This window comes from Isoptericola sp. BMS4 (assembly GCF_011634835.1).
In the GTDB taxonomy this organism is placed as follows: domain Bacteria; phylum Actinomycetota; class Actinomycetes; order Actinomycetales; family Cellulomonadaceae; genus Isoptericola.
The window spans coordinates 275,650-300,747 of sequence record NZ_SIRP01000001.1 but is presented as its reverse complement, the minus strand read 5'-3'; the positions used below and the strand labels follow the sequence as shown (position 1 = coordinate 300,747).

General features: G+C 71.5%; 19 protein-coding genes and 1 pseudogene. 13 read left to right on the top strand and 7 right to left on the bottom strand.

The annotated features are described in order from the left end of the window. Positions 1-5: 5 nt before the first annotated feature. The gene (locus EYB28_RS01365; protein WP_166844216.1) at positions 6-1,097 is read right to left on the bottom strand and encodes an inositol-3-phosphate synthase; all 1,092 of its coding nucleotides are present in this window, start codon (positions 1,095-1,097) and stop codon (positions 6-8) included. After that, a complete protein-coding gene (locus EYB28_RS01360; RefSeq protein ID WP_166844215.1) occupies positions 1,094-1,768 on the bottom strand; it encodes a PadR family transcriptional regulator in 675 nt (224 codons plus the stop codon). Before EYB28_RS01360 ends, EYB28_RS01365 begins: the two co-directional genes overlap by 4 nt. Positions 1,769-2,090: 322 nt before the next feature. On the opposite strand from EYB28_RS01360, the gene EYB28_RS01355 reads away from it, so the two are divergent. The 5 genes from EYB28_RS01355 (at position 2,091) to rplI (ending at position 6,611) form a co-directional block, all read left to right on the top strand. Continuing rightward, positions 2,091-4,655, top strand: coding sequence for a transglycosylase domain-containing protein (locus tag EYB28_RS01355; protein WP_166844214.1), 2,565 nt, complete (start codon positions 2,091-2,093; stop codon positions 4,653-4,655). Positions 4,656-4,818: 163 nt separating this feature from the next. Then, complete coding sequence (gene rpsF, locus EYB28_RS01350) at positions 4,819-5,109, top strand: 30S ribosomal protein S6 (RefSeq protein ID WP_166844213.1); 291 nt, start codon at positions 4,819-4,821, stop codon at positions 5,107-5,109. 166 nt (positions 5,110-5,275) lie between these two features. Next, complete coding sequence (locus EYB28_RS01345) at positions 5,276-5,818, top strand: single-stranded DNA-binding protein (protein ID WP_166844211.1); 543 nt, start codon at positions 5,276-5,278, stop codon at positions 5,816-5,818. A gap of 89 nt (positions 5,819-5,907) precedes the next feature. Further along, the gene (gene rpsR, locus EYB28_RS01340; RefSeq protein ID WP_166844210.1) at positions 5,908-6,144 is read left to right on the top strand and encodes a 30S ribosomal protein S18; all 237 of its coding nucleotides are present in this window, start codon (positions 5,908-5,910) and stop codon (positions 6,142-6,144) included. 20 nt (positions 6,145-6,164) lie between these two features. Then, on the top strand, positions 6,165-6,611 hold the full coding sequence (rplI, locus tag EYB28_RS01335) for a 50S ribosomal protein L9 (protein ID WP_166844209.1): 447 nt from the start codon (positions 6,165-6,167) through the stop codon (positions 6,609-6,611). Between the two features lie 193 nt (positions 6,612-6,804). Here the strand turns inward: rplI and EYB28_RS01330 are convergent, their stop codons facing one another. Then, the gene (locus EYB28_RS01330) at positions 6,805-7,929 is read right to left on the bottom strand and encodes a type IV toxin-antitoxin system AbiEi family antitoxin domain-containing protein (protein WP_166844208.1); all 1,125 of its coding nucleotides are present in this window, start codon (positions 7,927-7,929) and stop codon (positions 6,805-6,807) included. Between the two features lie 39 nt (positions 7,930-7,968). Then, entirely contained in the window at positions 7,969-9,273 is a 1,305-nt protein-coding gene (locus EYB28_RS01325; RefSeq protein ID WP_166851490.1) for an MATE family efflux transporter, read from the bottom strand. A 457-nt stretch (positions 9,274-9,730) separates the two neighbouring features. On the opposite strand from EYB28_RS01325, the gene dnaB reads away from it, so the two are divergent. Both dnaB and EYB28_RS01315 read left to right on the top strand, forming a co-directional pair. Beyond that, complete coding sequence (gene dnaB, locus EYB28_RS01320) at positions 9,731-12,328, top strand: replicative DNA helicase (RefSeq protein WP_166844206.1); 2,598 nt, start codon at positions 9,731-9,733, stop codon at positions 12,326-12,328. Between the two features lie 735 nt (positions 12,329-13,063). Continuing rightward, positions 13,064-14,893 (top strand): acetolactate synthase large subunit, encoded by a 1,830-nt coding sequence (locus EYB28_RS01315; RefSeq protein ID WP_166844205.1) that lies wholly within the window; start codon positions 13,064-13,066, stop codon positions 14,891-14,893. A 176-nt stretch (positions 14,894-15,069) separates the two neighbouring features. Here EYB28_RS01315 and EYB28_RS01310 read toward each other — a convergent pair whose 3' ends face one another. Further along, entirely contained in the window at positions 15,070-16,473 is a 1,404-nt protein-coding gene (locus EYB28_RS01310; RefSeq protein WP_166844204.1) for a polysaccharide deacetylase family protein, read from the bottom strand. 109 nt (positions 16,474-16,582) lie between these two features. On the opposite strand from EYB28_RS01310, the gene EYB28_RS01305 reads away from it, so the two are divergent. From EYB28_RS01305 to EYB28_RS01290, 4 genes and pseudogenes are all read left to right on the top strand, one after another. After that, positions 16,583-17,422, top strand: coding sequence for an AraC family transcriptional regulator (locus tag EYB28_RS01305; protein ID WP_166844202.1), 840 nt, complete (start codon positions 16,583-16,585; stop codon positions 17,420-17,422). Between the two features lie 75 nt (positions 17,423-17,497). Continuing rightward, positions 17,498-18,144 (top strand): annotated as a pseudogene (locus tag EYB28_RS01300) (dihydrofolate reductase family protein). Between the two features lie 4 nt (positions 18,145-18,148). Beyond that, positions 18,149-18,811, top strand: a complete 663-nt coding sequence (locus EYB28_RS01295) for a histidine phosphatase family protein (RefSeq protein ID WP_166844201.1) — start codon at positions 18,149-18,151, stop codon at positions 18,809-18,811. Positions 18,812-18,879: 68 nt separating this feature from the next. Continuing rightward, the gene (locus EYB28_RS01290) at positions 18,880-20,775 is read left to right on the top strand and encodes a heavy metal translocating P-type ATPase (RefSeq protein ID WP_166844200.1); all 1,896 of its coding nucleotides are present in this window, start codon (positions 18,880-18,882) and stop codon (positions 20,773-20,775) included. 111 nt (positions 20,776-20,886) lie between these two features. Here the strand turns inward: EYB28_RS01290 and EYB28_RS01285 are convergent, their stop codons facing one another. Continuing rightward, complete coding sequence (locus EYB28_RS01285) at positions 20,887-21,951, bottom strand: LacI family DNA-binding transcriptional regulator (RefSeq protein WP_166844198.1); 1,065 nt, start codon at positions 21,949-21,951, stop codon at positions 20,887-20,889. Continuing rightward, positions 21,951-22,955 carry a hydroxyacid dehydrogenase gene (locus EYB28_RS01280; RefSeq protein WP_205710810.1) on the bottom strand — a complete coding sequence of 335 codons (1,005 nt, stop codon included), beginning with the start codon at positions 22,953-22,955 and terminating at the stop codon, positions 21,951-21,953. The genes EYB28_RS01285 and EYB28_RS01280 overlap by 1 nt, the downstream gene beginning before the upstream one ends. A gap of 154 nt (positions 22,956-23,109) precedes the next feature. On the opposite strand from EYB28_RS01280, the gene EYB28_RS01275 reads away from it, so the two are divergent. After that, on the top strand, positions 23,110-24,096 hold the full coding sequence (locus EYB28_RS01275) for a sugar ABC transporter permease (protein WP_166844196.1): 987 nt from the start codon (positions 23,110-23,112) through the stop codon (positions 24,094-24,096). Then, positions 24,093-25,076, top strand: a complete 984-nt coding sequence (locus EYB28_RS01270; RefSeq protein WP_166844188.1) for a carbohydrate ABC transporter permease — start codon at positions 24,093-24,095, stop codon at positions 25,074-25,076. The genes EYB28_RS01275 and EYB28_RS01270 overlap by 4 nt, the downstream gene beginning before the upstream one ends. The last annotated feature ends 22 nt before the right edge of the window (positions 25,077-25,098 follow it).

Sequence of the window (25,098 nt, the reverse complement as noted above, 5' to 3'; positions counted from 1 at the left end):
AGAGATCAGCGCTCGACCTCACCGCGGATGAAGGCCTCCAGGTGCGCACGCCCCTGGGTGTCCTCCATCTGCACGGGCGGCGACTTCATGAAGTACGTCGACGCCGACAGGATCGGGCCGCCGGTGCCGCGGTCCTTCGCGATCTTCGCCGCGCGGATCGCGTCGATGATGATGCCCGCGGAGTTGGGGGAGTCCCACACCTCGAGCTTGTACTCCAGGCTGATCGGGGCCTCGCCGAACGCCCGGCCCTCGAGGCGCACGTACGCCCACTTGCGGTCGTCGAGCCACGCCACGTAGTCCGACGGGCCGATGTGGACGTTGCGGTCCTCCTTCTTGCCCCCGAGCGCGCCGGTGAGGTTGGACGTCACCGCCTGCGTCTTGGAGACCTTCTTCGACTCCAGCCGGTCGCGCTGCAGCATGTTCTTGAAGTCCATGTTGCCGCCGACGTTCAGCTGGTAGGTGCGGTCCAGGACGACGCCGCGGTCCTCGAACAGCTTCGCGAGCACCCGGTGGGTGATCGTCGCGCCGACCTGCGACTTGATGTCGTCGCCGACGATCGGCACGCCCGCGTCCTCGAACTTCTTCGCCCACTCGGGGTCCGAGGCGATGAAGACCGGCAGCGCGTTGACGAACGCGACGCCCGCGTCGATCGCGCACTGCGCGTAGAACTTGTCGGCCTCCTCCGACCCCACCGGCAGGTAGGAGACGAGGACGTCGACCTGCGCGTCCTTGAGCGCCTGCACGACGTCGACCGGCTGCGTGTCCGACTCGTCGATCGTCGCGGCGTAGTAGTCGCCGAGACCGTCGAGCGTCGGGCCGCGCTGGACCAGGACGCCCGTGGGCGGCACGTCCGCGATCTTGATCGTGTTGTTCTCGGAGGCGTAGATCGCCTCCGAGAGGTCGAACCCGACCTTCTTGGCGTCGACGTCGAACGCCGCCACGAACTCGAGGTCGCGCACGTGGTAGTCGCCGAACTGCACGTGCATGAGACCCGGGACGGTGTCGGACGGGTCGGCGTCGCGGTAGAAGTGCGCGCCCTGGACCAGGGACGATGCGCAGTTTCCGACGCCGACGATGGCAACGCGGACGGAGGTCATCCTCGCTCCTTGTTTCTCGGGGCCGGGGCGCCTGGCGCCCCGGCGTCGTGGTCGCGGTCGCGGCCGAGGGCCCGGTCGCGCTCCGTGGTGATGAGTCCGTCGAGCCAGCGCACCTCGCGCTCGACCTGTTCGAGCCCGTGACGCTGCAGCTCGAAGGTGTACTCGTCGAGCCGCTCGCGGGTGCGTGCGGCGGACTCCCGGACCGCCTCCAGCCTCTCGGTGAGCCGGGTGCGCCGACCCTCGAGGATACGGATGCGGGTCTCGGCGTCGGTCTGCGCGAAGAACGCGAAACGGACGTCGAAGCTCTCGTCCTCCCACGCGGCCGGCCCCGACGACGCGAGGACGGTCTGCAGGTACTCCTTGCCCTCCGCCGTGAGGCGGTACACGATCCGGCCGCGCCGTCCCGTCCGGGACGACCTGGCCGTCTTGGCCGACGGGCGGGCACTGCCGCGCGCCGACGGGCGTGCCGCCGTCGCGGGGTCGGGCTCGGTAGCCTCGATGAGGTTCCGGGCCACGAGGGACTTCAGCGCCGGGTACAGCGTGCCGTAGGAGAACGCGCGGAACGAGCCCAGCAGGAGGTTGAGCCGCTTGCGCAGCTCGTACCCGTGCAGCGGGGCGGAGTTGAGGAGGCCGAGGATGGCGGTCTCGAGCACGGCAGACCTGCTGCGCACGATCGACTCCTTCCGCTCCATGCTCCGCCCCGGGGCGGCTCGTACCGTATCGACCTATCGAGTCGATACATCGAGAGAATAGGACGCGCCGACACGTGGGTGCAACGGGAACCGTCCCGGGAGGACGCCGGTCCGGGCCCGCCGACTTGTGAAGGTTCCGAGGAGCGGGAGCCAGAGCCCTGCGCACGGTCAGCGATAACTGTCGCCCGAGGCGCGCGAGTCTCCCGAATCGGACGGGGCATCGCCTAGGGTTCCCTGTGGTCCGCAGGCCGGAGCAGGACGCCGTCGGGCAGCTCCGGTCCCGCACGACGAAAGGCTTGACGTGGCGAGGAAGCGTCGCTTCTGGAACTACCCACGCCCCAACAAGGGCGTGGTGCAGCGGTGGCTGCCCTCGTGGCGCATCGTCCTCGGGACGCTGCTCACGGGCGCCGCCCTGGGCGCCGGCCTCTTCGTCGCCGCGTGGAGCACCACGACCATCCCGGACAACCTGGACAGCGTCAACCAGCAGGCGACGACGGTGTACTGGGCGAACGGCAAGGAGATGGGCACGTTCGCCGAGCAGAAGCGCGAGAAGATCGCGCTCGCGGACCTCCCGCCCTACGTCGGCAACGCGGTCGTGGCGTCCGAGGACGACACCTTCTGGACCAACAACGGCATCGACGTCAAGGGCATCGCCCGCGCCGCGGTGAACAACCTCAAGGGCGGCCAGCGGCAGGGTGCCTCGACGCTCACCCAGCAGTACGTGGAGCGCACGCGGCTCGACACCACGACCTCGTACGCCGGCAAGGCCCGCGAGGCGATCATCTCGCTGAAGATCGCGCAGTCGATCCCCAAGGAGGAGGTGCTCGAGGGGTACCTCAACACCATCTACTGGGGGCGCGGCACCTACGGCATCCAGACCGCGGCGCAGGAGTACTTCGGCAAGGACGCCAAGGACCTCACGCCGTCCGAGGCCGCTCTCCTGGCCGGCATCATCCCGTCGCCCGTGAACTGGGACCCGTCGGTGAACCTCGACCAGGCGAAGGTCCGCTGGGAGCGCAGCATCGACCGCATGCACGCCCAGGGGTACATCACCGACCAGGAGTTCTCCGACGCCGAGTTCCCGAAGTTCAAGGAGAAGAAGGAGGCGACGAACACCCGCGGCGGGCAGAAGGGCTACCTGCTCCAGGCCGTGCGCAAGGAGCTCGTGGCCTCGGGTCAGTTCGCCGAGGAGGAGCTCGACACACGCGGGCTGAAGATCACCACGACGATCCAGCCGAAGCTGCAGAAGGCGGCCGTCGAGGTCGAGAAGTCGATGCACGAGGACGGCACCTACGGCAAGGCGAGCAAGAAGGCGCGGATGTCGCTGGTGTCGATCGACCCGCAGACGGGAGCCGTCCGCGCGCTGTACGGCGGACCCGACTACGTCAAGCAGGCGCTCAACACCGCGACGGACGACGTCGTGCAGGCAGGCTCCACGTTCAAGCCGTTCACCCTCATCGGCGCCCTGGAGAAGGGCCACACCCTGGACGAGCGGCTCGACGGCAACTCGCCCAAGATCTTCCCGGAGGCGAACAACGGCGAGGACTGGGAGGTCCCGAACTTCGGCGGCGAGGACTGGGGCAGCAGCATCGACCTCGTGAAGGCGACGGCCCACTCGGTGAACACCGCCTTCGTCGAGCTCAACCAGGAGATCGGCCCGGAGACGACGATCGACGTCGCCAAGCGGGCCGGCATCCGCGAGGACGAGGACTACCCGCTGTCCACGGGGCTGTCGAACGTGCTCGGTGTCGACTCCGTGCGCCCGATCGACCTGGCGCGCGCCTACTCGACCATCGCCGCCGGCGGGTACCGCACCACGCCGCACGTGGTCGACAAGGTGGAGACGCTCGACGGCACGGTCGTCTACGAGGGGCCGACGTCGCAGGAGCGGGAGTTCAAGCCCCAGGACATCGCCGCCGCGACCTACGCGATGACCCACGTGGTGGAGGAGGGCTCCGGCACCGAGGCGCAGGCGCTGGGCCGGCCGGTGGCGGGCAAGACGGGCACGTCGAACGACAACAAGTCGGCGTGGTTCGCCGGGTTCGTGCCCCAGCTCACGACCGTCGTCGGGCTGCGGCAGTACGAGAAGCTCGACCTCGAGAAGGGCCTGATGTCGGGGCAGGCCGAGATCGACGACTTCGGCGAGTACCCGGAGATCACGGGTGGCTCCTGGCCGGTGCAGGCCTGGACCGACTACATGCAGATCGCGACCGAGGGGATGGACGTCGAGGAGTTCCCGGAGTACGTGCCCCCGACGCCGACGTACTCGCCGACGCCGAGCGAGACCCCCACTCCGACCGAGGAGACGACGGTCGAGGTGCCGGACGTCGTCGGGCAGAACGTCGCGAGCGCGACGAACGCCCTCCAGCGGCTGGAGCTCGTCGTGCGCACGCAGGCGCAGAACAGCGACCAGCCCAAGGGGACGGTCCTGCAGATGTCGGGGGCGGGGCAGACCGTGCCCGTCGGCTCGACGATCACCCTCGTGGTGTCCACGGGCCAGCCCGAGGAGCCGGAGCAGGTGGTCGTGCCCGACGTCGTGGGCCAGCCGAAGACGACCGCCGAGCAGATCATGCGCGGCGACGCCTTGAAGCCGGCGACCACCGAGGAGTACAGCGACCAGCCCGCCGGGACGGTCATCGCGACCGACCCCCCGGCCGGGACCAGTCTGCCGGTCGCCTCGACCGTGACCCTCGTCGTGTCCCGGGGCCCGGAGCCGGAGGACGACGGCAACAACGGTGGTGGGAACGACCCGACCCCGACCGAGGAGCCGACGTCGAGCCCGACGCCGACCGACGGCACCGGGACCGACGGCGGGGACAACGGCGGCGGCAACGGGATCTTCGGCTCGGCCGACAGCGGCGGCTGAGCCGCCGCCGCCCCGATTACCGCAGAGTCCCCTCCGACGGGTACTCTGGTGGACTGGCTGTGCCCACGGTCCTGATGACCGTGGAGTGCGGCCGACGCACGCAAGAACCCTCCTGTCACGGAACGACCGTGACCGCGAAGACCAGAGGAGGTGGGTTGAACACATGCGTCAGTACGAGCTGATGGTGATCCTGGACCCGGAGGTCGAGGAGCGCACCGTGGCCCCGTCGCTGGACAAGTACCTGACGGTCATCTCGACCGAGGGTGGTTCCGTCGACAAGGTCGACATCTGGGGTCGTCGCCGTATGGCGTACGACATCAACAAGCGTTCCGAGGGCATCTACGCCGTCGTCGACTTCACCTCGACGCCGGACACCGCGAAGGAGCTGGACCGCCAGCTCGGCCTGAACGAGGCCGTGCTGCGCACCAAGATCCTGCGCACGGACGCTCGCTGATCCACTCGAACCGACTCTCCCTCCCGTCCGGGCGACGAACCCGGAAGGCCTCCCGCGCGGACGCCTTCCGGATGTCACCACCCCGTGATGGGATCGCCCTAGGTAGTCGCACTATGCACTCGCACTAGGCAGTCGCACACGCGCGGAACGAACGAAGGAGCTTGGCATGGCTGGAGAGACCGTCATCACGGTCGTCGGAAACCTGGTTGCGGACCCGGAGCTGCGCTTCACCCCGTCAGGTGCTGCCGTCGCCAACTTCCGCATCGCGTCCACGCCGCGCACGTTCGACCGGCAGACCAACGAGTGGAAGGACGGCGAGGCGCTGTTCCTCTCCTGCTCGGTCTGGCGCGACGCCGCGGAGAACGTCGCCGAGTCGCTGACGAAGGGCATGCGCGTCGTCGTGCAGGGCCGTCTTCAGCAGCGCTCGTACGAGACCCGCGAGGGGGAGAAGCGCACCGTCTTCGAGCTGCAGGTCGACGAGGTCGGCCCGTCGCTGAGGTACGCCTCGGCGAAGGTCACCCGCATGCAGCGTTCCGGTGGCGGTGGCGGCTTCGGCGGCGGCCAGCAGGGGGGCGGCTTCGGCGGTCCCCAGGGTGGCCAGCCCGGTGGAGGGTTCGGTTCCTCCGGCGGTCAGCAGAGCAACGACCCGTGGGCCACGGCAGGCCCCGCGTCGTCGGGCGGCGGGTTCTCGGACGAGCCGCCGTTCTGATCGACCGCCCACACCCCAGATCATCCCGTCCCGGTTCGCCGGCCGCCTCGCGCGGCCGGTCGGGACTGCACCTGTGAAGGAGCAACACCATGGCGAAGCCTGTGGTGCGTAAGCCCAAGAAGAAGGCCAACCCGCTCAAGACGGCGAAGATCGAGTCCGTCGACTACAAGGACACCGTCCTGCTGCGGAAGTTCATCTCCGACCGCGGCAAGATCCGTGCCCGTCGCGTCACCGGCGTCTCCGTCCAGGAGCAGCGCCAGATCGCCAAGGCCGTCAAGAACGCGCGCGAGATGGCCCTGCTGCCGTACTCGTCGTCGGCCCGCTGACCGGAAGGGATCACTGAATCATGGCAAAGCTGATCCTGACGCACGAGGTCACCGGTCTCGGTGAGCCCGGCGACGTCGTCGAGGTGAAGGACGGGTACGCCCGCAACTTCCTCGTCCCGCGCCGTCTGGCCACCCCGTGGACCAAGGGTGCGGAGTCGCAGGTCTCCGCGATCCGCAAGGCCCGCAAGGCCCGTGAGATCGCGACGCTCGACGAGGCGAAGGCCGCGGCCGACTCGATCGAGGCCAAGCAGGTCGTCGTGACCGCCCACGCGGGCGAGTCCGGCCGCCTGTTCGGTGCCGTCACCACGGCGGACATCGCCGCTGCGGTCGAGGCCGAGGGCACCAAGGTCGACAAGCGCAAGATCGAGATCGGTCAGCCGATCAAGTCGACCGGCGAGTACACCGTGAAGATCCGCCTGCACCCCGAGGTGTCGGCGAAGATCGCCGTCAAGGTCGTCGCCGGCTGAACGCCTGACGCCTGACGCACCACGGCCCGGTCCCCGCCAGGGGCCGGGCCGTCGCCGTCCCCGCGCCCGTCCTGCCGTACCGCCGCCCTCTCGCCCGCCGCCGGTGGTTCTGACGTGTCGCGATATATGCGCGATTTCACGAGACGTCAGAACCACCGACGGGTCCGGGGAGGGTCGGTGGGCCCGGGAGGGGTCAGAGCTGGAAGGGGCCCCGAGGAAAAGCCTGGTCGGGTCGCCACCCGGTTGACCGGAGTCGTGGTGCCAGCACACGGGCCGGTACCCCGGCATCCGCCTCGCGGCCGGTGAAGCGGAATACCAGATGCCCCGCGTCGACGAGGTTGTTCTGGCGGGCACGGTCGCGGTAGAGCGCCTTCGTCATGGAGTGGGCGTCGTGCCCGTCGATCTCGCAGATGAGCCAGCGACCTCGACCGAGCCACCAGGCCAGGTCGACGCGAGCCCTGTCGTCCGGGCCAGGGCCGAGGAAGACCTGCTGCAGCGTGTCGGGAGGTACTCCCTCGTCGAGGAAGCCGAGGCGCGCTCGGGTCTCGGCGGGTGACTCCGCACGGGTGTCGGCGAGATCCCACCACTCGTGCGTCTTGCCGACTCCGCGCCGTCCCCGGGCGAGGTCGTGTGCGCGGCCCAGTCCGGTGGCGTCCACTTTGCGCTGGTACAGCGCGCTGTCCATCGCGGCGACGGCGTGCATCCGGTCGAGCTCGGGTACGGCCTGTGCCAGCGCATGTTCGACGGGTACGACGAGCCGGTCGCCGATGGTCTCGAAGTATCGAGGGCTGGTGAAGCGACGCAGCGCAACGCCTTGCCGGGCGGCGCGCGGGCGACGATCGACCCGGGCGATGTCGATCCTCGGTGCGGCTGGAAGCCCTTGGACCCCGTGCAGCACGAGGGCGGTCTGCCCGACTGCGACGGCTGCTGGCCCGTGGGCGAGCAACCCCCGCCAGGCCGCCCGACGGCGACGGTGCTCGAACAGGTCTCCGCGTGCGCGGTCGGGGTCGTGGGTGCGGTCGAGCAGCGGCGTCGGACACAGGTCGTACACGCCGGGCAGAACGCGGGTGACCCGGCCGGCGCCTGCCGCCCTGGCGATGCGGGAGCGCGACACTCCTGCTCGCTCGCACTGCGAGACGTCGACGAGCCCCTCCTGCGCGCGTGCGACGGCGAGGAGCTCCGGGGGCAGGACGTCCGGGGTGCGCACCATGAGATCTGACCAGAGGTTCGCGGCCCTGCGCCGAGGCCTGTGGACAACCACCTCTCCCGCTCGCCGGTGGTCCTGATCGGTCGCGCAATGACGGGCATTGTGCGACACGTCAGAACCACCGGTGGGGTGGGGGTGGTGTGACGGAGGTCAGGCTCCCGTGACCATCCAGCGGTCCCCGCGGGCGCGCACTCCGGTCGTGACGGCGCGGGCGAGCATGAAGACGCCCGCGAACGCGGCCCACAGCCAGGCGAGCCCCGCGGCGCCGTCGGGCGCCCAGGCGCGGACGGCGAGCGCGAACGGGGCGTACACGACGAGTGTCAGCATCCCGGCCCAGGCGAGGTAGCGGCCGTCGCCGGCGCCGATGAGGACGCCGTCGAGCACGAACACCCACCCGGCCATCGGCATGCACAGCCCGCACACGAGCAGCCCGGCGGCGGCCGCGGCGCGCACCTCGGGGTCCGGGGTGAAGAGCGGCGCGAGCCACCAGCCGCCGGCGGCGAAGACGACGCCGACGACGACTCCCGCGCCGACGCCCCACTGCAGGGAGCGGCGCAGCAGGGCTCGCACGCGGACGGTATCGCCGGAGCCGAGCCCGTGCCCGATGAGCGCCTGGCCGGCGATGGCGAGGGCGTCCAGGGCGAAGGCCGCGAGCCCCCACAGGCTGTTGACGACCTGGTTCGCCGCGAGGGTCACGGGCCCGAGGCTGGTGGCGACGCTCACGGTCAGCAGGATCGCGAGCCTCAGGGAGACGGTGCGTACCAGCAGCGGGGCGCCGGCGACGGCGTTCGCCCAGATGCCGGCGTGGTGGGGGCGCAGCGACGCTCCGAGCCGGCGGGCGCCGCGGACGACGACGGCGGTCAGGGCGGCCGCCATGAGCAGCTGCGTGGCGGCGGTGGCGATCGCCGACCCGGCGATGCCCAGCCCGACCCCGTACACGAGGACGACGTCGCCCACGGCGTTGACCACCGCGCCGGACGACGCGACCCACAGGGGTGTGCGGGTGTCCTGCAGGCCGCGCAGGACGCCGGTGGCGGCCAGCACCACGAGCATGCCGGGCAGGCCGGCCACGGACCAGCGCAGGTACGTCGTGGCGTGCGTGGCGACGTCGTCCTGCGCGCCGAGGGCCGCCACCGCCCAGGGGGCGGCGACGGCGAGGAGGACGGCCAGCAGGACGCCGAGGCCGAGGGACAGCCAGATCCCGTCGATCCCGGACTGCAGGGCCTCCCGGCGGTGCCCGGCGCCGAGCAGCCGGGCCACGGCGGCCGTGGTGGCGTACGCGAGGAACACGCACAGCCCGACCAGAGTGAGCAGGATCGTGGAGGCGAGGGAGAGACCGGCGAGCTGCGCCGTGCCGAGGTGGCCGACGACGGCGCTGTCCACGAGCACGAACAGCGGCTCGGCGATGAGCGCGCCGAACGCCGGCCAGGCGAGCGCGAGGATGTCCCGGTCGATCCGGCGACGGTCGAGTGCCGTCCCGGACCTGTGGACAGAGGGGTCCTGCGGCGCCTCCGGCGGGTGGACGCCGGGTGTGGACGATGACGCGCAGGTGTCCTCGCCGTGGCCGTCGTCTGGATCGTCGGCCGCGGGAGGTGTGCGGCGCACGTCACCCAACTGATTCTCCTCCACAGGCTGAGGGCAGCGTCCTCGCAGGTCACAGCGACGCTGAGCGTTGTGCACAGCCGATATCCCCAGTTGTGCACAGGGCTGTCCACCGTCCGTGCACAGCCTGGGGCTCGCTGTCCACAGGACTGTCCACACCGCTGTCCACAGCACTCGTTGCACACCCGGCCGGGCGAGCCTAGCGTCAGGCGCGGTGTCAGTGGCTCAGGCTAGAACGAGAACCTGACAGCAGGGGATCCAGTCCGGTCACAGACCTGAGACCGGCGACGTCCGGGGGAGCGAGGTGGGCATGTCGATCGAGGAGCTCGAGGCGGGGTACGCCGGGTCGTCGAGCGCCGGTTTCGACCGCACACCTCCTCAGGACATCGCGGCCGAGATGAGCGTCCTCGGCGGCATGCTGCTCTCCAAGGACGCCATCGCCGACGTCGTCGAGCAGATCCGCGGCAACGACTTCTACCGCCCCGCCCACGAGGCGATCTACGACTCGATCATCGACCTGTACGGTCGCGGCGAGCCCGCCGACGCCATCACGGTCGTCGCGGAGCTCACCAAGCGCGGCGAGCTCCAGCGCGTCGGCGGCGCCCCGTACATCCACGACCTCATGGCCGGCGTTCCGACGGCCGCCAACGCCGGCTACTACGCGCGCATCGTGCGCGAGCGCGCCGTGCTCCGCCGCCTCGTCGAGGCCGGCACCAAGATCGTGCAGCTCGGTTACGCCACCGACGGCGGCGAGGTCGACGCGGTCGTCAACAACGCGCAGGCGGAGATCTACGCCGTCACCGAGCGCCGCACCACCGAGGACTACCTGCCGCTCGCCGACATCATCGGCGGCACCATGGACGAGATCGAGGCCGCCGGGAACCGCGGCGAGGGCATGACCGGCGTGCCGACCGGCTTCTCCGACCTCGACCGGCTCACCAACGGCCTGCACCCCGGTCAGATGATCGTCGTCGCCGCGCGGCCGGCAATGGGCAAGGCGCTGGCCCTGGACACTCCGCTGCCGACGCCGTCGGGCTGGACGACGATGGGGGACGTCCGGGTCGGCGACAGCCTCGTCGCCGCGGACGGGACCCCGACGACGGTCGTCCGCGCGACCGAGGTCATGACGGGCCGTCCGTGCTACGAGGTCGTGTTCGACGACGGAACCACCATCGTCGCCGACGCCTGGCACGAGTGGGCGACCAGCACACGAGCGCAGCGTCGCAGGGTGCGCAACGGCGAAGAGCCGCAGTCGTCGATCCTCACTACCGAGGACATCGCGGCGAGTGTGCGCTGTGCCACGGCTGACCGCCGCGCCAACCATTCCGTCGCGACGGCGTCCGCGCTCCGGCTCGATCAGGCCGAACTGCCCCTGCACCCGTATGCGCTCGGTGTCTGGTTGGGCGACGGGCACTCGGCCTCCGCACGCTTCACGTCCGCGGATCCGGAGATCGCGATGCGGCTCGAAGGGCTGGGGTACGTGGTCGGCGAGCGGGCGTCGCGGCCAGGACGGGCAAGGCTCTACCAGCTTCAACTGCCTGACGACAGCGCCGTGGAGCACCGAAGCTGTGAGGTCTGTGGTGCCTCGTTCGTCCCGAAGCTGTCGCACGTCCGGACGTGCGGGCGGTCCTGCGGCGGAAGGGTCTCGCGTTCCGGGGACGCGGGCGTCGCGCCTGCCTGCCCGGACTGCGGAGGCCCGAGCTCGGGCCACCGGCGGTGCATGGCGTGCCACGAGCACCACGGATCAGTGCCGGCGATCCTCCGGTCGCTGAACGTCCTGGGCAACAAGCACATCCCCACCCAGTACCTGCGCGCCAGCGAGACGCAGCGCCGTGAGCTCCTGGCTGGGCTGCTCGACACCGACGGCACGGTCAACAGGACCGGTAGCCCACAGTTCGTCGTCACGAGCCGCCGGCTGGCCGAGGATGTTCGTGAGCTGCTCCACACGCTCGGCTATCGCACGGGCTGGTGGGAGAAGCCCGTCAGAGGTCGGCACAAGACGTCGTCGACGGCTTTCACGATCACTTTCACGACCGACGACGACGTGTTCGGACTGGAGCGCAAGCGACTCGTCCACAAGGAACGCCGTCGCCCCGCCACGGCGAAGCTCACGTCGCGCTACATCGTCGATGTGCGCCGTGTCGAGTCGGTCCCGGTGCGCTGCGTCGAGATCGACCACCCGTCGCACCTCTACCTGGCCGGCAGCGGGATGGTGCCGACGCACAACTCGACGCTCGCCATCGACTTCGCGCGTTCGGCGTCCATCCACAACCAGCAGACGTCCGTCGTCTTCTCCCTGGAGATGAGCCGCAACGAGATCACGATGCGTCTGCTGTCCGCCGAGGCGCGCGTGCATCTGCAGAAGTTGCGCAACGGCTCCATGGGCGAGGACGACTGGCAGAAGCTCGCCAAGGTGATGGGCAAGATCTCCGAGGCGCCGCTGTTCATCGACGACTCGCCCAACATGTCGCTCACCGAGATCCGCGCGAAGTGCCGCCGGCTCAAGCAGAAGCACGACCTCAAGCTCGTCGTCATCGACTACCTGCAGCTGATGACCTCGGGCAAGAAGGTCGAGTCGCGCCAGCAAGAGGTCTCCGAGTTCTCTCGCGCGCTCAAGCTGCTGGCGAAGGAGATCGAGGTCCCCGTCATCGCGCTGTCACAGCTCAACCGTGGGCCCGAGCAGCGCGGAGACAAGAAGCCCCAGATGTCCGATTTGCGCGAATCGGGCAGTATCGAACAAGATGCCGATATGGTCATTCTTCTGCACCGCGAGGACGCGTACGAGAAGGAGTCCCCGCGGGCCGGCGAGGCGGACATCATCGTCGCCAAGCACCGCAACGGCCCCACCGACACCATCACCGTCGCCTTCCAGGGGCACTACTCGCGGTTCGTCGACATGCAGGTGTGATGCCAGCGCCTTCGTCGACGTGGAGCACATCTGTCATGGCCGGGTGCGGCGTGCGACGTGGGGGCGACCGGGGACCTGGGGTGGGTCCGGGAGCGACTTCTGGGGTAGTGCAAGAACGTCATGACCGACAAGGTCTACCCGAGCACGGCGCACGCACCGCGGCGACAGGCCGCTCCGAGGGTGGGCTCGAGTGGCGTGTGCCGTACCTCCCCATCGACCCCGCTGATCTCGGACGCATCGACGACGCCGTGATCCGCGTGAACTGACAGTCCGGAGAGGGCGGCATCGCCTCCCTGCTCGAGTCCGAGTACGGCACCGAGCTGCCGCGCCGGCTGCAGATCGACTTCGCCCGGCACGTTCACCGGTACACCGACCCCAGCGGTAGCGAGGCCACAGCCCCGGAGCGTCGGCGGCGGCTCGTGCTGGGCCGCCGGTGTCGCCGGCTTCGCGCTGGACGCGAACCTCCGCGCGGTCATGCGGGTAGCAGCCCCTGCCGGACGTCGAAATGGACTGGTGTCTGCCGGTGGACCGGGTGCTATCGTCGCTGCGTCGGCGTTCCTACCCTGGACACTCGGCACTCCCAGCGCGATCGTGTCGCGGCAGGCTGGCGTGGAAACATCCGCCGCCCCGCGGCCGAGACGAGGGCTCATCGATGTCGCGAGCCTCGTGACCGCCTCCCTCAGAGATCCCGGCACCGACGCTCGGCGTCGTGGTGCCCCTGTCCAGGAGTACGACATGACTCTTCTCGCCGCCGCCTCGTGCGGACCGATCCCCTCTGCAAGAACGACACCGCGGCTCGTCGCCGACGACGCGGCACCGGCTGCCGAGACCATCACTGGTGCCCGCGCCGTCGTGCGGACGCTCGAACGTCTCGGCGTCACCGACGTCTTCGGGATTCCCGGGGGCACGATCCTGCCCACCTACGACGCCCTGATGGACAGCCAGAGGATCCGACACGTTCTGGTGCGTCACGAACAGGGCGCCGGCCATGCCGCCGAGGGGTACGCCGTCGCCTCCGGCAGGGTAGGAGTCGCGATGGCGACGAGCGGCCCGGGTGCCACCAACCTCGTGACGGCGATCATGGACGCCAAGGCGGACTCCGTGCCGCTCCTGGTCATCACCGGGCAGGTGCGCTCCGACCTCATGGGCACCGACGCGTTCCAGGAAGCCGACATCGAGGCGATCACGCTGCCGCTGACCAAGCACTCGTACGTCGTCACGAAGGCCGAGGACATCCCCGGTGTGCTCGCCGAGGCGTACCACCTGGCAGGTTCGGGCCGCCCCGGTCCCGTGCTCGTCGACATCACCAAGGACGCCCAGCAAGCGACGACGGCCCTCGCGTGGCCTCCTGAAGGCGAGGAGGAACGCCCAGGGCGTCGCCGGGTCAGCTCCACGCAGATCGGTCGCGCCGCCGAGGAGATCGCGCGTGCCGCCCGACCGGTCCTCTACGCGGGGGGCGGCGTCGTGCGCGCCGATGCCGCGTCCGAGCTGCGTGAGCTCGCCGAGGTCGTCGGCGCACCTGTGGTCACCACGCTGATGGCCCGCGGGGTGCTGCCGGACTCCCACCCGCAGAACCTCGGCATGCCGGGCATGCACGGCACGGTCCCCGCCGTGCTCGCGATGCAGGAGGCCGACCTGATCATCGCCGTCGGCGCGCGGTTCGACGAGCGGGTCACCGGTGACACGACGCTCTTCGCCCCGGATGCCTGCGTGGTCCACATCGACATCGACCCCGCGGAGATCTCCAAGATCCGTCACGCCCACGTCCCCATCGTGGCCGACGCGCGGACGGCGCTCGCGGCACTGTGCCGGACTCTGCGACCACTGGCCCCGACGTGGAGGGACCTGTCCTCCTGGTGGAGGCGGCTCGACGACCTGCGCCAGGAGTTTCCCTTGGGGTACACCGCGCCGCGCGACGGACTCCTCGCACCCCAGCACGTGATCCGACGTCTCAGCGCCCTGTCCGGGCCCGAGGCCACGTTCACCGCCGGTGTGGGGCAGCACCAGATGTGGGCCGCGCAGTTCCTCGAGCTCGAACGTCCCCGCCAGTGGATCAACTCCGGAGGCGCTGGAACCATGGGTTTCGCCGTCCCCGCCGCCATGGGGGCCAAGATCGCCGCGCCGGACCGTGTCGTGTGGGCGATCGACGGCGACGGCTCGTTCCAGATGACGAACCAGGAGCTCGCCACCTGTGCCCTGAACGACATCCCGATCAAGGTGGCGATCATCAACAACTCGGCGCTCGGGATGATCCGCCAGTGGCAGACGCTGTTCTACTCCGAGCGCTACTCGAACAGCGCCCTGCACACCGGGCACGAGGCGGCCCGGATCCCGGACTTCGTCCGCCTGGCCGACGCCTACGGATGTGCGGCGCTGCGGGTCGAGCGGGAGGAGGACGTCGACGAGGCGATCCGGACCGCCCTGGCGATCAACGACCGTCCCGTGGTGCTCGACGTCGTCGTCGGCAACGACGCGATGGTCTGGCCCATGGTGCCCCAGGGCGTGGGCAACGATCGCATCCAGTATGCCCGGGAGCACCTGCTCGCCTTCGGGGACGCCGACTAGGACGATCTGCCCGGGTGGTGCGGGGCGCGCGGCGTGCTCGCACCCACCACCCGGGCCGACAGGGATCCGCCCGGGAGCCTTGCGGCGGTGCATGAGTGCGGCTCCGCGGGCCCGGGCCGAGGTGTGTATCGCCTGGTTGCGACGCCGCCTCACTGAGTGCGGTCCGGGCTCGTCCGTCACCGGCCGACGAGCAGGTCCGCCGTGACCAGGACGTAGCCGTCGTCGCGCAGGTCCTTCACGATCCCCGGCACGGCGTCGATGCTCGTCGGGTGGATGTCGTGCATGAGGATGACGCTGCCGGGCCGCACCTCGTCGCGGACCCGCCGTCGCGTCTCCTTCGCGTCGAGGGTGCGCCAGTCCTCGGTGTCGAGGTTCCACAGGACGGTGTCGAGCCCGGTGCGCGTGGCGAGCGACCGGACGCGGTCGTCGACGTCGCCGTACGGGGGCCGCAGCAGGAACGGGGCGGTCCCGGTCGCGTCGGCGATCGCGTCCTGGGTGCGGCGGAGCTGGTCGCGCACGGCCGCGTCGTCGAGGGTGGTGAGCTGCGGGTGGTCCCACGAGTGGCTGGCGACCAGGTGACCGTGGCGGGCGACGGCGCGGGCGACGCCCGGCCGGGCGGCGACGTTCTCGCCCAGCATGAAGAACGTGGCCGGCGCGTCCTTCCTGTCGAGGATCCGCAGCAGGCGCCGGGTGTCCGCCACGGGGCCGTCGTCGAACGTCAGCGCGACGCACCTGTCCTTGCGGCAGTCGACGCCGTCGGCGCGGGCGGCCCGACGCCGCTCGGTGAGGATCTCGTCCAACCGGTCGGACCACAGGGACTCCGTGGTGTCGAGCACGGTGTCGCGCAACGCGACGGCCTCGTCGGGGTCGACGGCAGCCACGCCGGCATCGAGGACGCCGTCGGCGTCGTCGACGGCCGCACGGAGCGAGCGCAGGTCACCGGCGCCGACGCCCTCGGTCCGCAGGTCCTCCAGCGCGTCACGCGCCTCGCCGTCGGCGGCGTCCAGCGCGTCGTAGGTCCAGTGTCGGCGCGCCGCGGCGACCGCCTCGGTCGCCTCGCCCACGGCGCTCGCGGCCGCGTCGAGGTCGTCGGGCGCGGGGTCGGAACCGGTGACGACCTCGGCCTCCACCTCCGCCAGCGTCTCCCGGTGGAACGGGTTGGGCCGGGTGACCGCCTCGACGGTGCGGACCTCCGACGGGTAGGACACGTCCGCGTCGCGGAGCTCCTCGGCGTCGCTGAGCACCGCGCCCAGCGTCCTGCGGACCGCGGGGTCGTCCACCTGGCCCTTGCTGGCGGCCTGGACGGGACGGCCGTCGTCGATCGCCGCGACGAGCGCCCTGCGGCTGTCGGCGTACGCCTCCTCGGCCCGGGCGCGCGACCCCTCGGCCTCGTCGGTGACGCGGGCGACCTCGGCGTCGTGCTCGGCCACGGTGTCGACCCACGCCTCGTGCTCCAGCACCGCGGCGACGAGGCAGCCGGCCACGACCGTCACGACGACGAGCACGCCGATCCACCACCGGCGCGTGCGGCGGCGAGGGGCGGGGGCCGGTCCGTCTGCCGGCGTCGGTGGGATGCTCACCGGTCGATCCTCGCGCGTGGTGCGGTCGAGGACGGACCGGATTCCGACGAAGAGGACATGATCCGGGTCACGGGAGGCCGCGAGGCGTTCGTCGCGCGACCATGACGGGGTGGACTACGCCGGGCGCGTCCCCGCTCCGCCGCTCGACCGGTACATCGACGACATCTACTGCCTCTCCGGGGTGCCGCGACACCGGCGGCTGAACGTGCCGCCGATGCCGTCGGCGCACCTCTTCGTCAATCTCGCGGGTCCGGTGGCCGTGCACGACCCGGGGGGCGCCGGGCCGCCGGCGGTGTTCAGCGACGGCTGGTTCATGGGCCTCTGCACGAGGCGCGTCGTCATCGAGTACCCGCCGGTGGTGAGACTCGTCGGGGCGCACTTCACGCCGTGGGGCCTCTCGTCGTTCGTCGGCCTGCCGGCATCGGCGCTCACGGACCGGTGGGTTCCCGTGGACGCGCTCTGGGGAGGCGCGCTGGACGGGATCCGTGACCGGCTGGACGGGACGACCTCGAGCGGTGCCCTGCGGGTGCTCGAGGACGAGCTCCGTTCCCGGCTGCGGCCGGGGCGCCCTGGGGGCCTCGAGCTGGTCCACCGGACCGCCGGGGTGCTGGCCGCCTCGTGGGGCGGGATCTCGGTGGCGGCCTTGGCCGGAGGAGCCGGGGTCAGCGGCAACCACCTGGCTGCCCGGTTCAAGGACCACGTCGGTGTCACACCGAAGCGCATGGCACGGATCTACCGCTTCGCACGCCTGATCCTCTCGGTCGACACGCGTCGTGACGTCGGACTTGCGGAGCTCGCGCACGCCGTCGGCTACGTCGACCAGTCGCACCTGAGCAACGAGTTCAAGGCCTTCACCGGCCTGACGCCCACCGCGTACCTCGAGCTGCGCCGCCGCTTCCCTGCCGAGAGGGGATTTCCTCCGGACCAGGGGCCCATGCCCGCGGAGTGATTTTCTCCAAGACACCGGGTCTCGTGCGGCGACAGGATCGGCAGGAACGATTTCCGGACGAGAGGAGAGCCTGCCGTGAGCAAGGTCATCATGCACAGCGTCGTCTCGGTCGACGGCTTCATCGCGGACGACGACGACGGCGTCGGGCCGCTGCACGACTGGTACTTCGCCGGCGACACGCCGATCACCGCCGACGACGGCGCCGGGTTCGACCATTCGGGCGCCGGCTCGGGGTTCCGTGTCTCGGCTGCTGCCTCGGCTCCCTACGTGCGCCAGATGTGGGCGTCGATCGGCACCATCGTCATGGGCCGACGGCTCTTCGACCTGGTGAACGGTTGGGAGGGCAGCCCCCCGACGGGCGACCACGTCGTGGTGGTGTCGCACCGTGCCAAGCCCGAGGGCTGGCACCCCGAAGCCTCGTACCACTTCGTCGACGACGTCGCGGCGGCGGTCGCGCGAGCCCGTGAGCTCGCGGGCGACCGTGCGGTGGCCGTCAACGCCGGTGAGGTGGGGGCCAGGCCTTCGCGGCCGGGCTGGTGGACGAGGTGGCGATGGACGTCGTCCCCGTGGTCTTCGGGTCGGGCAGGCGCTACTTCGGTAGCGTCACCGGTCAGCACCTGCTCGACGACCCGCACACTGTCGTCCGGGGTGACGGCGTCCTGCACCTGCGGATGAACGTGCGAAGGTGGTGGCACGACCCGCCCCCGGGCCTGGGATGCTGAGGTGATGCGACTCCTCCTCCTGCGCCACGGTCAGACACCCTCGAACGTGGCGGGCCTGCTCGACACAGGTGCGCCCGGACCGGGCCTGACGCCGCTGGGCGAGCGGCAGGCCGCGGCGGTGCCGGGCGCCCTGGCTGGCCGCCGCATCGACGCGCTCGCGGTGTCGTCGCTCGTGCGGACGTCGCTCACGGTCGCGCCGCTGGCCGAGCACCGGGGGCTGCGACCCGCCGTCGTCGACGGGCTGCGGGAGATCGAGGCGGGGGCGCTGGAGATGTCCGGGAACGGCGACGACCACGGCACCTACCTGCGGACGGTCTTCGGCTGGGCGCGGGGCGACCTGCACCGCCCCATGCCCGGCGGGCCGGACGGGCGCGCGTTCCTGGGCCGCTTCGACGCGGCGGTGGCCGAGCTGTCCGCGACAGGCCACGACGCCGTCCTCGCGGTGTCGCACGGTGCGGCGATCCGCGCGTGGTCGTGCGCCCGGGTGCGCGGCGTGGACGTCGACGCGATGGAGTGGGAGCCGCTGGACAACACGGGCCTCGTCGAGGTCGAGGGCGACCCCGAGTCGGGATGGCACCTCGTGGAGTGGCGGAGCGGGCCCGTCGGCGGGGAGGAGCTGGAGTCCGTCGTCGCCCTCGACCCGACCGGCGAGGCGGTCGACGGCTGACGCGGGTCCCGGTCGTCCTCCGCCCGGGTACCTGGAGCGTGCCGGGGCGGCGCAGGTCAGACTGAGGCATGGCATCGGCACCGTCCGTGCTCGAGCGCTCCGCCGTCGCGCGGCGGGGGGACGGGATCCTGCGCGGCTACCCCTGGGTGACGGCCACGCTGGTGATCGGGGCGCTGGTGCTCGTCCTCGTGGTCGGCGGGCAGCCTCGGGTGGCGCAGTGGGTGGGGTCGGGCTGGGCGCTGCTCGTGGCGGGGCGGGTAGGAGTCCGCATGGTCCGCGACCTCCTGGCCGGCCACCGGGGCGTCGACCTGCTCGCGCTGACCGCCATCGTCGCGACCGTCGCCGTCGGCGAGTACGTGGCGTCCCTCGTCGTCGTGCTCATGCTCACGGGCGGCCGGGCGCTCGAGGACTACGCGGCGCACCGCGCCCGCCGGGAGCTGCGCGACCTGCTCGAACGGGCCCCGACGCGGGCGCACCGCCTGGCCGCCGACGAGTCGGTCGCCGAGGTGCCGGTCGACGACGTGCGCCCCGGCGACCGGCTGCTGATCCGCCCGTCCGAGGTCGTCCCCGTGGACGGGGAGCTGCTCAGCCCGGAGGTGGACCTCGACGAGTCGTCCCTCACCGGCGAGAGCCTGCCCGTCACCCGCCGCGCGGGCGACCGGGTACTGTCCGGGGCGCTGAACACCGAGCGTGCCGTGACGATCCGCGCGACGGCGGCCGCGCGGGACAGCCAGTACGCCCGCATCGTCGCGATGGTGCGCGACGCCGCCGAGTCCCGGGCCCCGGTGGTCCGCCTCGCCGACCGGTACGCCGTGCCGTTCACGGCGTTCGCGTTCCTGCTGGCGGGCGTGGCGTGGTGGTACCACGGGGAGCCCACCGTCGTCGCGGAGGTGCTGGTGGTGGCGACCCCGTGCCCGCTCCTCATCGCCGCGCCGGTGGCGTTCCTCGGCGGCATGAGCCGGGCGGCCCGCTCCGGCGTCATCGTCAAGGACGCCGGCACCCTGGAACGGCTGGCGGCCGTCCGTGCCGCCGCGTTCGACAAGACCGGGACGCTCACCTACGGGCGCCCCGAGCTGCTGGCCGTCCACCCGCGCCCGCCGTGGACGGCGGACGACCTGCTGCGGCTGGCCGCGTCGGCCGAGCAGTACTCCTCGCACGTCCTGGCGACGTCGGTCCGCGAGGCGGCGACGGGGCGCGGGCTGCCGCTGTCCGCGGCCTCCGCCGCCCACGAGGAGGCGACCCACGGGGTGGCCGCCACGGTGGACGGGCACGACGTCGTCGTCGGCAAGCGGGCCCGGGTCGCCCGGTCCGCGACCGGCGTCGACGAGCAGCCGCTGGGCCCGGGGGAGCTGGCCGTCTACGTCGGCGTGGACGGACGCTTCGCCGGCACGCTCGTGATGAGCGACCGGCCCCGCGACGACGCCCGCACCACGATGGACGACCTCGCGCGGCTCGGCGTCACCGAGCTGGTCATGGTGACCGGCGACGCCCGGGCGACGGCGGAGCACGTCGCGGACGCCGTGGGGCTGACGCGGGTGCACGCCGAGTGCCTGCCCGAGGACAAGGTGCGCCTCGTGCGTGAGCTCGCCGAGCGGCCCGTGCTCGCCGTGGGCGACGGCGTCAACGACGCCCCGTTCCTCGCGGTCGCCGACGTCGGCGTGGCGATGGGGGCACGCGGGTCGACGGCGGCGAGCGAGTCCGCCGACGTCGTGGTCCTCACCGAGGACCTCACGAAGGTCGCCACCGCCGTCCGCGCCGGCCGCCGCACCATGCGGGTCGCGCTGCAGAGCATCTGGATCGGCATCGCTCTCTCCGTGGGTCTCATGCTCGCGGCCGCGACCGGCGTCGTCCCCGCCGTCGCCGGTGCGGTCAGCCAGGAGGTCGTGGACCTGGTGACGATCCTCAACTCGTTGCGGGCGGTGCGTGGCGGGCGGCGGACGGCATCCGACCGTGGGGCGCGATGACCGGCCACGGGCGAGGTTCGCCCCGGTGCTGGGCGCGATCGTCGCGGACGCCGCCACGGGCACCGCCGCGCCCCGTCCGTTCCGGCTGGGCGGCGCCGGCTGACGGAGAGATCAGGCGCGCAGCGGCCCGGTGGTGCGCGGCGCGGCGACGGAGTCGCGCAGCACCAGGTGCGTGCCGACGGTGGCGTCGGTGTCGAGCGTGCCGGGCTCGGCCACGCAGAGCTCGGCCGCGCGCCGACCGAGCTCCTCGAGCGGCACGGACACGGTGCTGAGCCGGGGCCGGAGCTGGGTGGCGACGGGGACGTCGTCGTACCCGACCACGGAGAGGTCGCCGGGGATGGAGATCCCGGCCTCCTCCGCGGCCTCGTACACGCCCACCGCGACGGCGTCGTTCGCGGCGAAGACGGCGGTCGCGTCCAGCCCCTCGCGCAGGAGCGCGGTGAGGGTGGCGTGGCCGAACTCGGCGCCGAACTGGCCGACGTGCACCAGGTCGTCGTCCCAGACGACGCCGTGCTGCTCCAGTGCCCGCCGGTGCCCCGCGAGCCGGAAGGTGTGCGTCGAGAGCCGGTCGGGCCCGCCGACGTACGCGATCCGGCGGTGCCCGTGGGCGAGAAGGTGGCTGGTGATGGCGAACGCGCCGCCCTCGTTGTCGTAGCTGACGCTGCGTGTGGGGACGCCGTCGCTCAGCGGCGGGCGCCCGCAGAGGACGAGGTGGCCGCCCTCGTCGGCGAGGGCCCGGGCGCGCTGCGCCATCTTGGTCCGGTAGCCGCGGTCGTCGGCGGAGCCGCCGACGAGGATGACGCCGCCGGCGCGGTGGGCGCGCAGGAGGTCCACCAGCTCGAGCTCGCGCTCCTTGGACCCGCGGGACGCCATGATGAGGCAGGCGAGGCCGAGCTCGGCGGCGCGCCGCTCCACCCCGCGGGCGATGTACCCGAAGAACGGCTCGACCACGTCCTCGACCACGATGCCGATCGTCGACGCCCGGGACCGGGCGAGCGCCCGCGCGTTGGCGTTCATGACGTAGCCGAGCTCGTCGACGGCCGCGGTCACGCGCGCCCGGGTGCGCACGGCGACCGGGTAGTTGCCGGACAGGACGCGGGAGACGGTGGCGGTCGAGACGCCCGCCGCGGCGGCGACGTCGGCGAGGGTGACCCCGGCGCTCGGGCTGGACGGCATCAGGCGATCCGGGGGAGGTCGTCGGGGCGGACCTGGTGCCGCAGCGGTGCGCCGTCGAGGAACCGGCACAGCTCGGCCGTCGCCTGGTCGCCGAGGCGTGAGACCTCGTTGCCGAGGGCCCCGGCGACGTGCGGGGTGAGGACGACGTTCGGCAGGTCCCACAGCGGCGAGTCGGCGGGCAGCGGCTCGGGGTCGGTGACGTCGAGCCAGGCGTCGAGGCGCCCGGCGACCAGGTGCGGGGTCAGGGCGTCGTGGTCCACGACGGGGCCTCGGGCGGTGTTCACGAGGACGGCGCCGTCGCGCATCCGTGCCAGCTGTCGTTCTCCCACGAGCCCGATCGTGCTGGGCGTGAGCGGCGCGTGCAAGGTGACGACGTCGCTGCGGGAGCACAGCGCGTCCAGGGGGACCAGCTCGGCGCCGAGCGCACGGGCCTCGGAGGCCTCGACGTAGGGGTCCGCGAGGAGGATCCGGGCGTCGAGGGTGTGGAGACGCTCGATGACCCTGCGCCCCACCCGGGAGGCCCCGACGACGCCCACGGTGACGCCGTGGGTGCCGAGGCCCGGCAGCCCGCTGAGGTCGCGGGGGCGACGCTGCGTGCGGTACCGGTCCACCAGGCGCCCGACGCGCTTGAGGGCGAGCACGATCTGGGCGAACGTGAACTCCGCGACCGGGCCGGCGTTCGCGTCCGCGGCGGCGCACACGGTGATCCCGGACTCGAGGGCGGCGGGGGACAGGAACGTCCGGATGGTCCCGGCGGCGTGGAAGACGGCCCGGAGCTTGGGCATGCGCGCGAGCGCCTCGTCGTCGAGGCGGGGCACGCCCCAGCCGGTCACGAGGATCTCGACGCGCTCGGTGACGTCGTCGGGGAGGTCGAGGTCCGTCACGGGGCCGGGGGCGCTCAGGTCGAGGCGGGACGCCAGCTCGGCACGGAGCTCGGGGCCGAACGCCTCGCGGTAGGTCTCGGCGTTCATCAGCAGCAGTGCTGGTGGCCGGTGGTCGCCCATGGGTCTCCTTCGCGCGGTGGGACGTCGAGCATAGCAATCGCTTACTAGTTTCGTTTCTGAACTTCCCCGTTGACACCGGGATTCAGGTCTCCTACGGTACTCGACCATAGCAAGCGGTTACTATCTGATCCGCACTGCGACGAAGGGGACGAGGATGGCGACGGTGCCGGTGGGGGCGACGACGGTCGGCGGCGCGCGCCGACGACGACCGGACGACCCGTCCCGCGAGCGCAAGGTGTCGCTCCTTGCGCGGATCCGCCGGGACAAGGTCCTGCTCGCGATGATCGTCCCGGGCTTCCTGTACTTCGCCGTCTTCCAGTGGCTGCCCCTGGCCGGGAACGTCATCGCGTTCGTCGACTACCAGCCGTACCGCGGCTTCATCGACAGCGTCTGGGTCGGCTTCGAGAACTTCGCCACCGTCTTCGGGGACCCGACGTTCTACTACGCGCTGCGCAACACGATCGTCATCACGGTGCTGCAGCTCGTGCTCTTCTTCCCGGTGCCGATCGCGCTGGCCCTGCTGCTCAACAGCATCATGACGCCGCGCATCCGCAGCTTCGTCCAGAGCGTGGTGTACCTGCCGCACTTCATCGGGTGGGTCCTGCTGGTCTCGATCTTCACCCAGATCCTCGGCCCGCTCGGGGTGCTGCCCAACCTCATGGAGGCCGTCGGCCTGCCGCCCTTCTCCGCGATGACCGAGCCCTGGTTCTTCCCGTTCCTCATGGTCATCGAGACGATCTGGAAGGACGCCGGGTGGGGGACGATCATCTTCCTCGCGGCCCTGGGGAACATCAACAGCGACCTCTACGAGGCGGCCGCGATGGACGGCGCGAGCAAGTGGCGCCGCACCTGGCACGTGACCCTCCCGGGCATCATGCCCGTGATCATCCTGCTGCTCATCCTCCAGATCGGCACGATCCTGTCGGTCGGCTTCGAGCAGATCATCCTGCAGCGCGACGCCGTCGGCCCCGAGGCCGCCGAGGTGCTCGACACGTGGGTCTACTACCACGGCATCCAGGACGGCGAGTGGGGCCCGGCCACCGCGGTCGGCCTGGTCAAGGGCATCGTCGGCTTCGCGCTCGTCCTCGGCTCCAACAAGCTGGCGCACCTCCTCGGACAGGACGGGATCTACCGCAAATGACCACCACGACCCGCGCCCCCCGCACCGACGTCGCGCCCCCGGGCGGGAACGACCCGGCGCCCGCTCCACCGCGCCGACGCCTCGCGCCCCGCCGGAACAGCCGCCGCCCCGTGTGGGACGAGGAGCCCGGCCTCGCCGCGAGCGCCGCCAAGGCCCTCGCCCTGCTCGTGATCTGCTTCCTCGCGATCTACCCGATGTTCTCGGTGCTCGCGACGAGCCTGTCGTCCCAGGAGGAGATCGTCGCGAAGGACGGCCTGGTGCTGTGGCCGGACCGTCCGACGCTGGCGGCGTACCAGCAGATCCTCAGCGGCGGCGTCGTCACCGACGCGCTGGTGCGCAGTATCGGCATCACCGTCGTGGGCACCCTGTGCTCGGTGTTCTTCACCGTGCTGATGGCCTACGGCCTGTCGCGGCCGCGGGTGGTGGGCGGCCGCTTCTGGCTGCTGTCGGTGCTGTTCACGATGTTCTTCTCGGCCGGGATCATCCCCAACTTCCTCGTGGTGAGCGAGCTCGGCCTGCTGGGCAGCTACGCCGCGGTGGTGCTCCCGGTGCTGATCTCGGCGTTCAACCTGGTCGTGGTCCGCAGCTTCTTCATGGGTCTGCCGGCCGAGCTGTTCGAGGCGGCCCGGATCGACGGCGCCGGCGACCTGCGGATCCTGGCGACGATGGTGCTGCCGCTGTCCAAGGGCGTCATCGCCGTCGTCTCGCTGTTCTACGGCGTCGCGTACTGGAACGCGTTCTTCAACGCGATGCTCTACCTCGACATGGAGCAGTGGCCCCTGTCGATGATCCTGCGCCAGTACGTGCTCCTCGGGCAGCCGGTCGCGGAGAACGCGGCGATGGCCTCGGAGATGTCGGCGCCCACCCAGGCGATCCAGATGGCCGTCGTCATCGTCAGCCTCGTCCCGATCGTCGTCGCCTACCCCTTCCTGCAGCGCTACTTCACCAAGGGCGTCATCACCGGCGCGGTCAAGGGCTGACCGCACCGTGCCCCCGCCCGCC

Excerpts from the sequence above, each read along its gene's own strand:
- EYB28_RS01365 (WP_166844216.1), bottom strand. The coding sequence starts at position 1,097 with ATGACCTCCGTCCGCGTTGCCATCGTCGGCGTCGGAAACTGCGCATCG.
- rpsF (WP_166844213.1), top strand. The coding sequence starts at position 4,819 with ATGCGTCAGTACGAGCTGATGGTGATCCTGGACCCGGAGGTCGAGGAG.
- EYB28_RS01345 (WP_166844211.1), top strand. The coding sequence starts at position 5,276 with ATGGCTGGAGAGACCGTCATCACGGTCGTCGGAAACCTGGTTGCGGAC.
- rpsR (WP_166844210.1), top strand. The coding sequence starts at position 5,908 with ATGGCGAAGCCTGTGGTGCGTAAGCCCAAGAAGAAGGCCAACCCGCTC.
- rplI (WP_166844209.1), top strand. The coding sequence starts at position 6,165 with ATGGCAAAGCTGATCCTGACGCACGAGGTCACCGGTCTCGGTGAGCCC.
- dnaB (WP_166844206.1), top strand. The coding sequence starts at position 9,731 with ATGTCGATCGAGGAGCTCGAGGCGGGGTACGCCGGGTCGTCGAGCGCC.
- EYB28_RS01315 (WP_166844205.1), top strand. The coding sequence starts at position 13,064 with ATGACTCTTCTCGCCGCCGCCTCGTGCGGACCGATCCCCTCTGCAAGA.
- EYB28_RS01295 (WP_166844201.1), top strand. The coding sequence starts at position 18,149 with ATGCGACTCCTCCTCCTGCGCCACGGTCAGACACCCTCGAACGTGGCG.
- EYB28_RS01290 (WP_166844200.1), top strand. The coding sequence starts at position 18,880 with ATGGCATCGGCACCGTCCGTGCTCGAGCGCTCCGCCGTCGCGCGGCGG.
- EYB28_RS01285 (WP_166844198.1), bottom strand. The coding sequence starts at position 21,951 with ATGCCGTCCAGCCCGAGCGCCGGGGTCACCCTCGCCGACGTCGCCGCC.
- EYB28_RS01280 (WP_205710810.1), bottom strand. The coding sequence starts at position 22,955 with ATGGGCGACCACCGGCCACCAGCACTGCTGCTGATGAACGCCGAGACC.
- EYB28_RS01275 (WP_166844196.1), top strand. The coding sequence starts at position 23,110 with ATGGCGACGGTGCCGGTGGGGGCGACGACGGTCGGCGGCGCGCGCCGA.
- EYB28_RS01270 (WP_166844188.1), top strand. The coding sequence starts at position 24,093 with ATGACCACCACGACCCGCGCCCCCCGCACCGACGTCGCGCCCCCGGGC.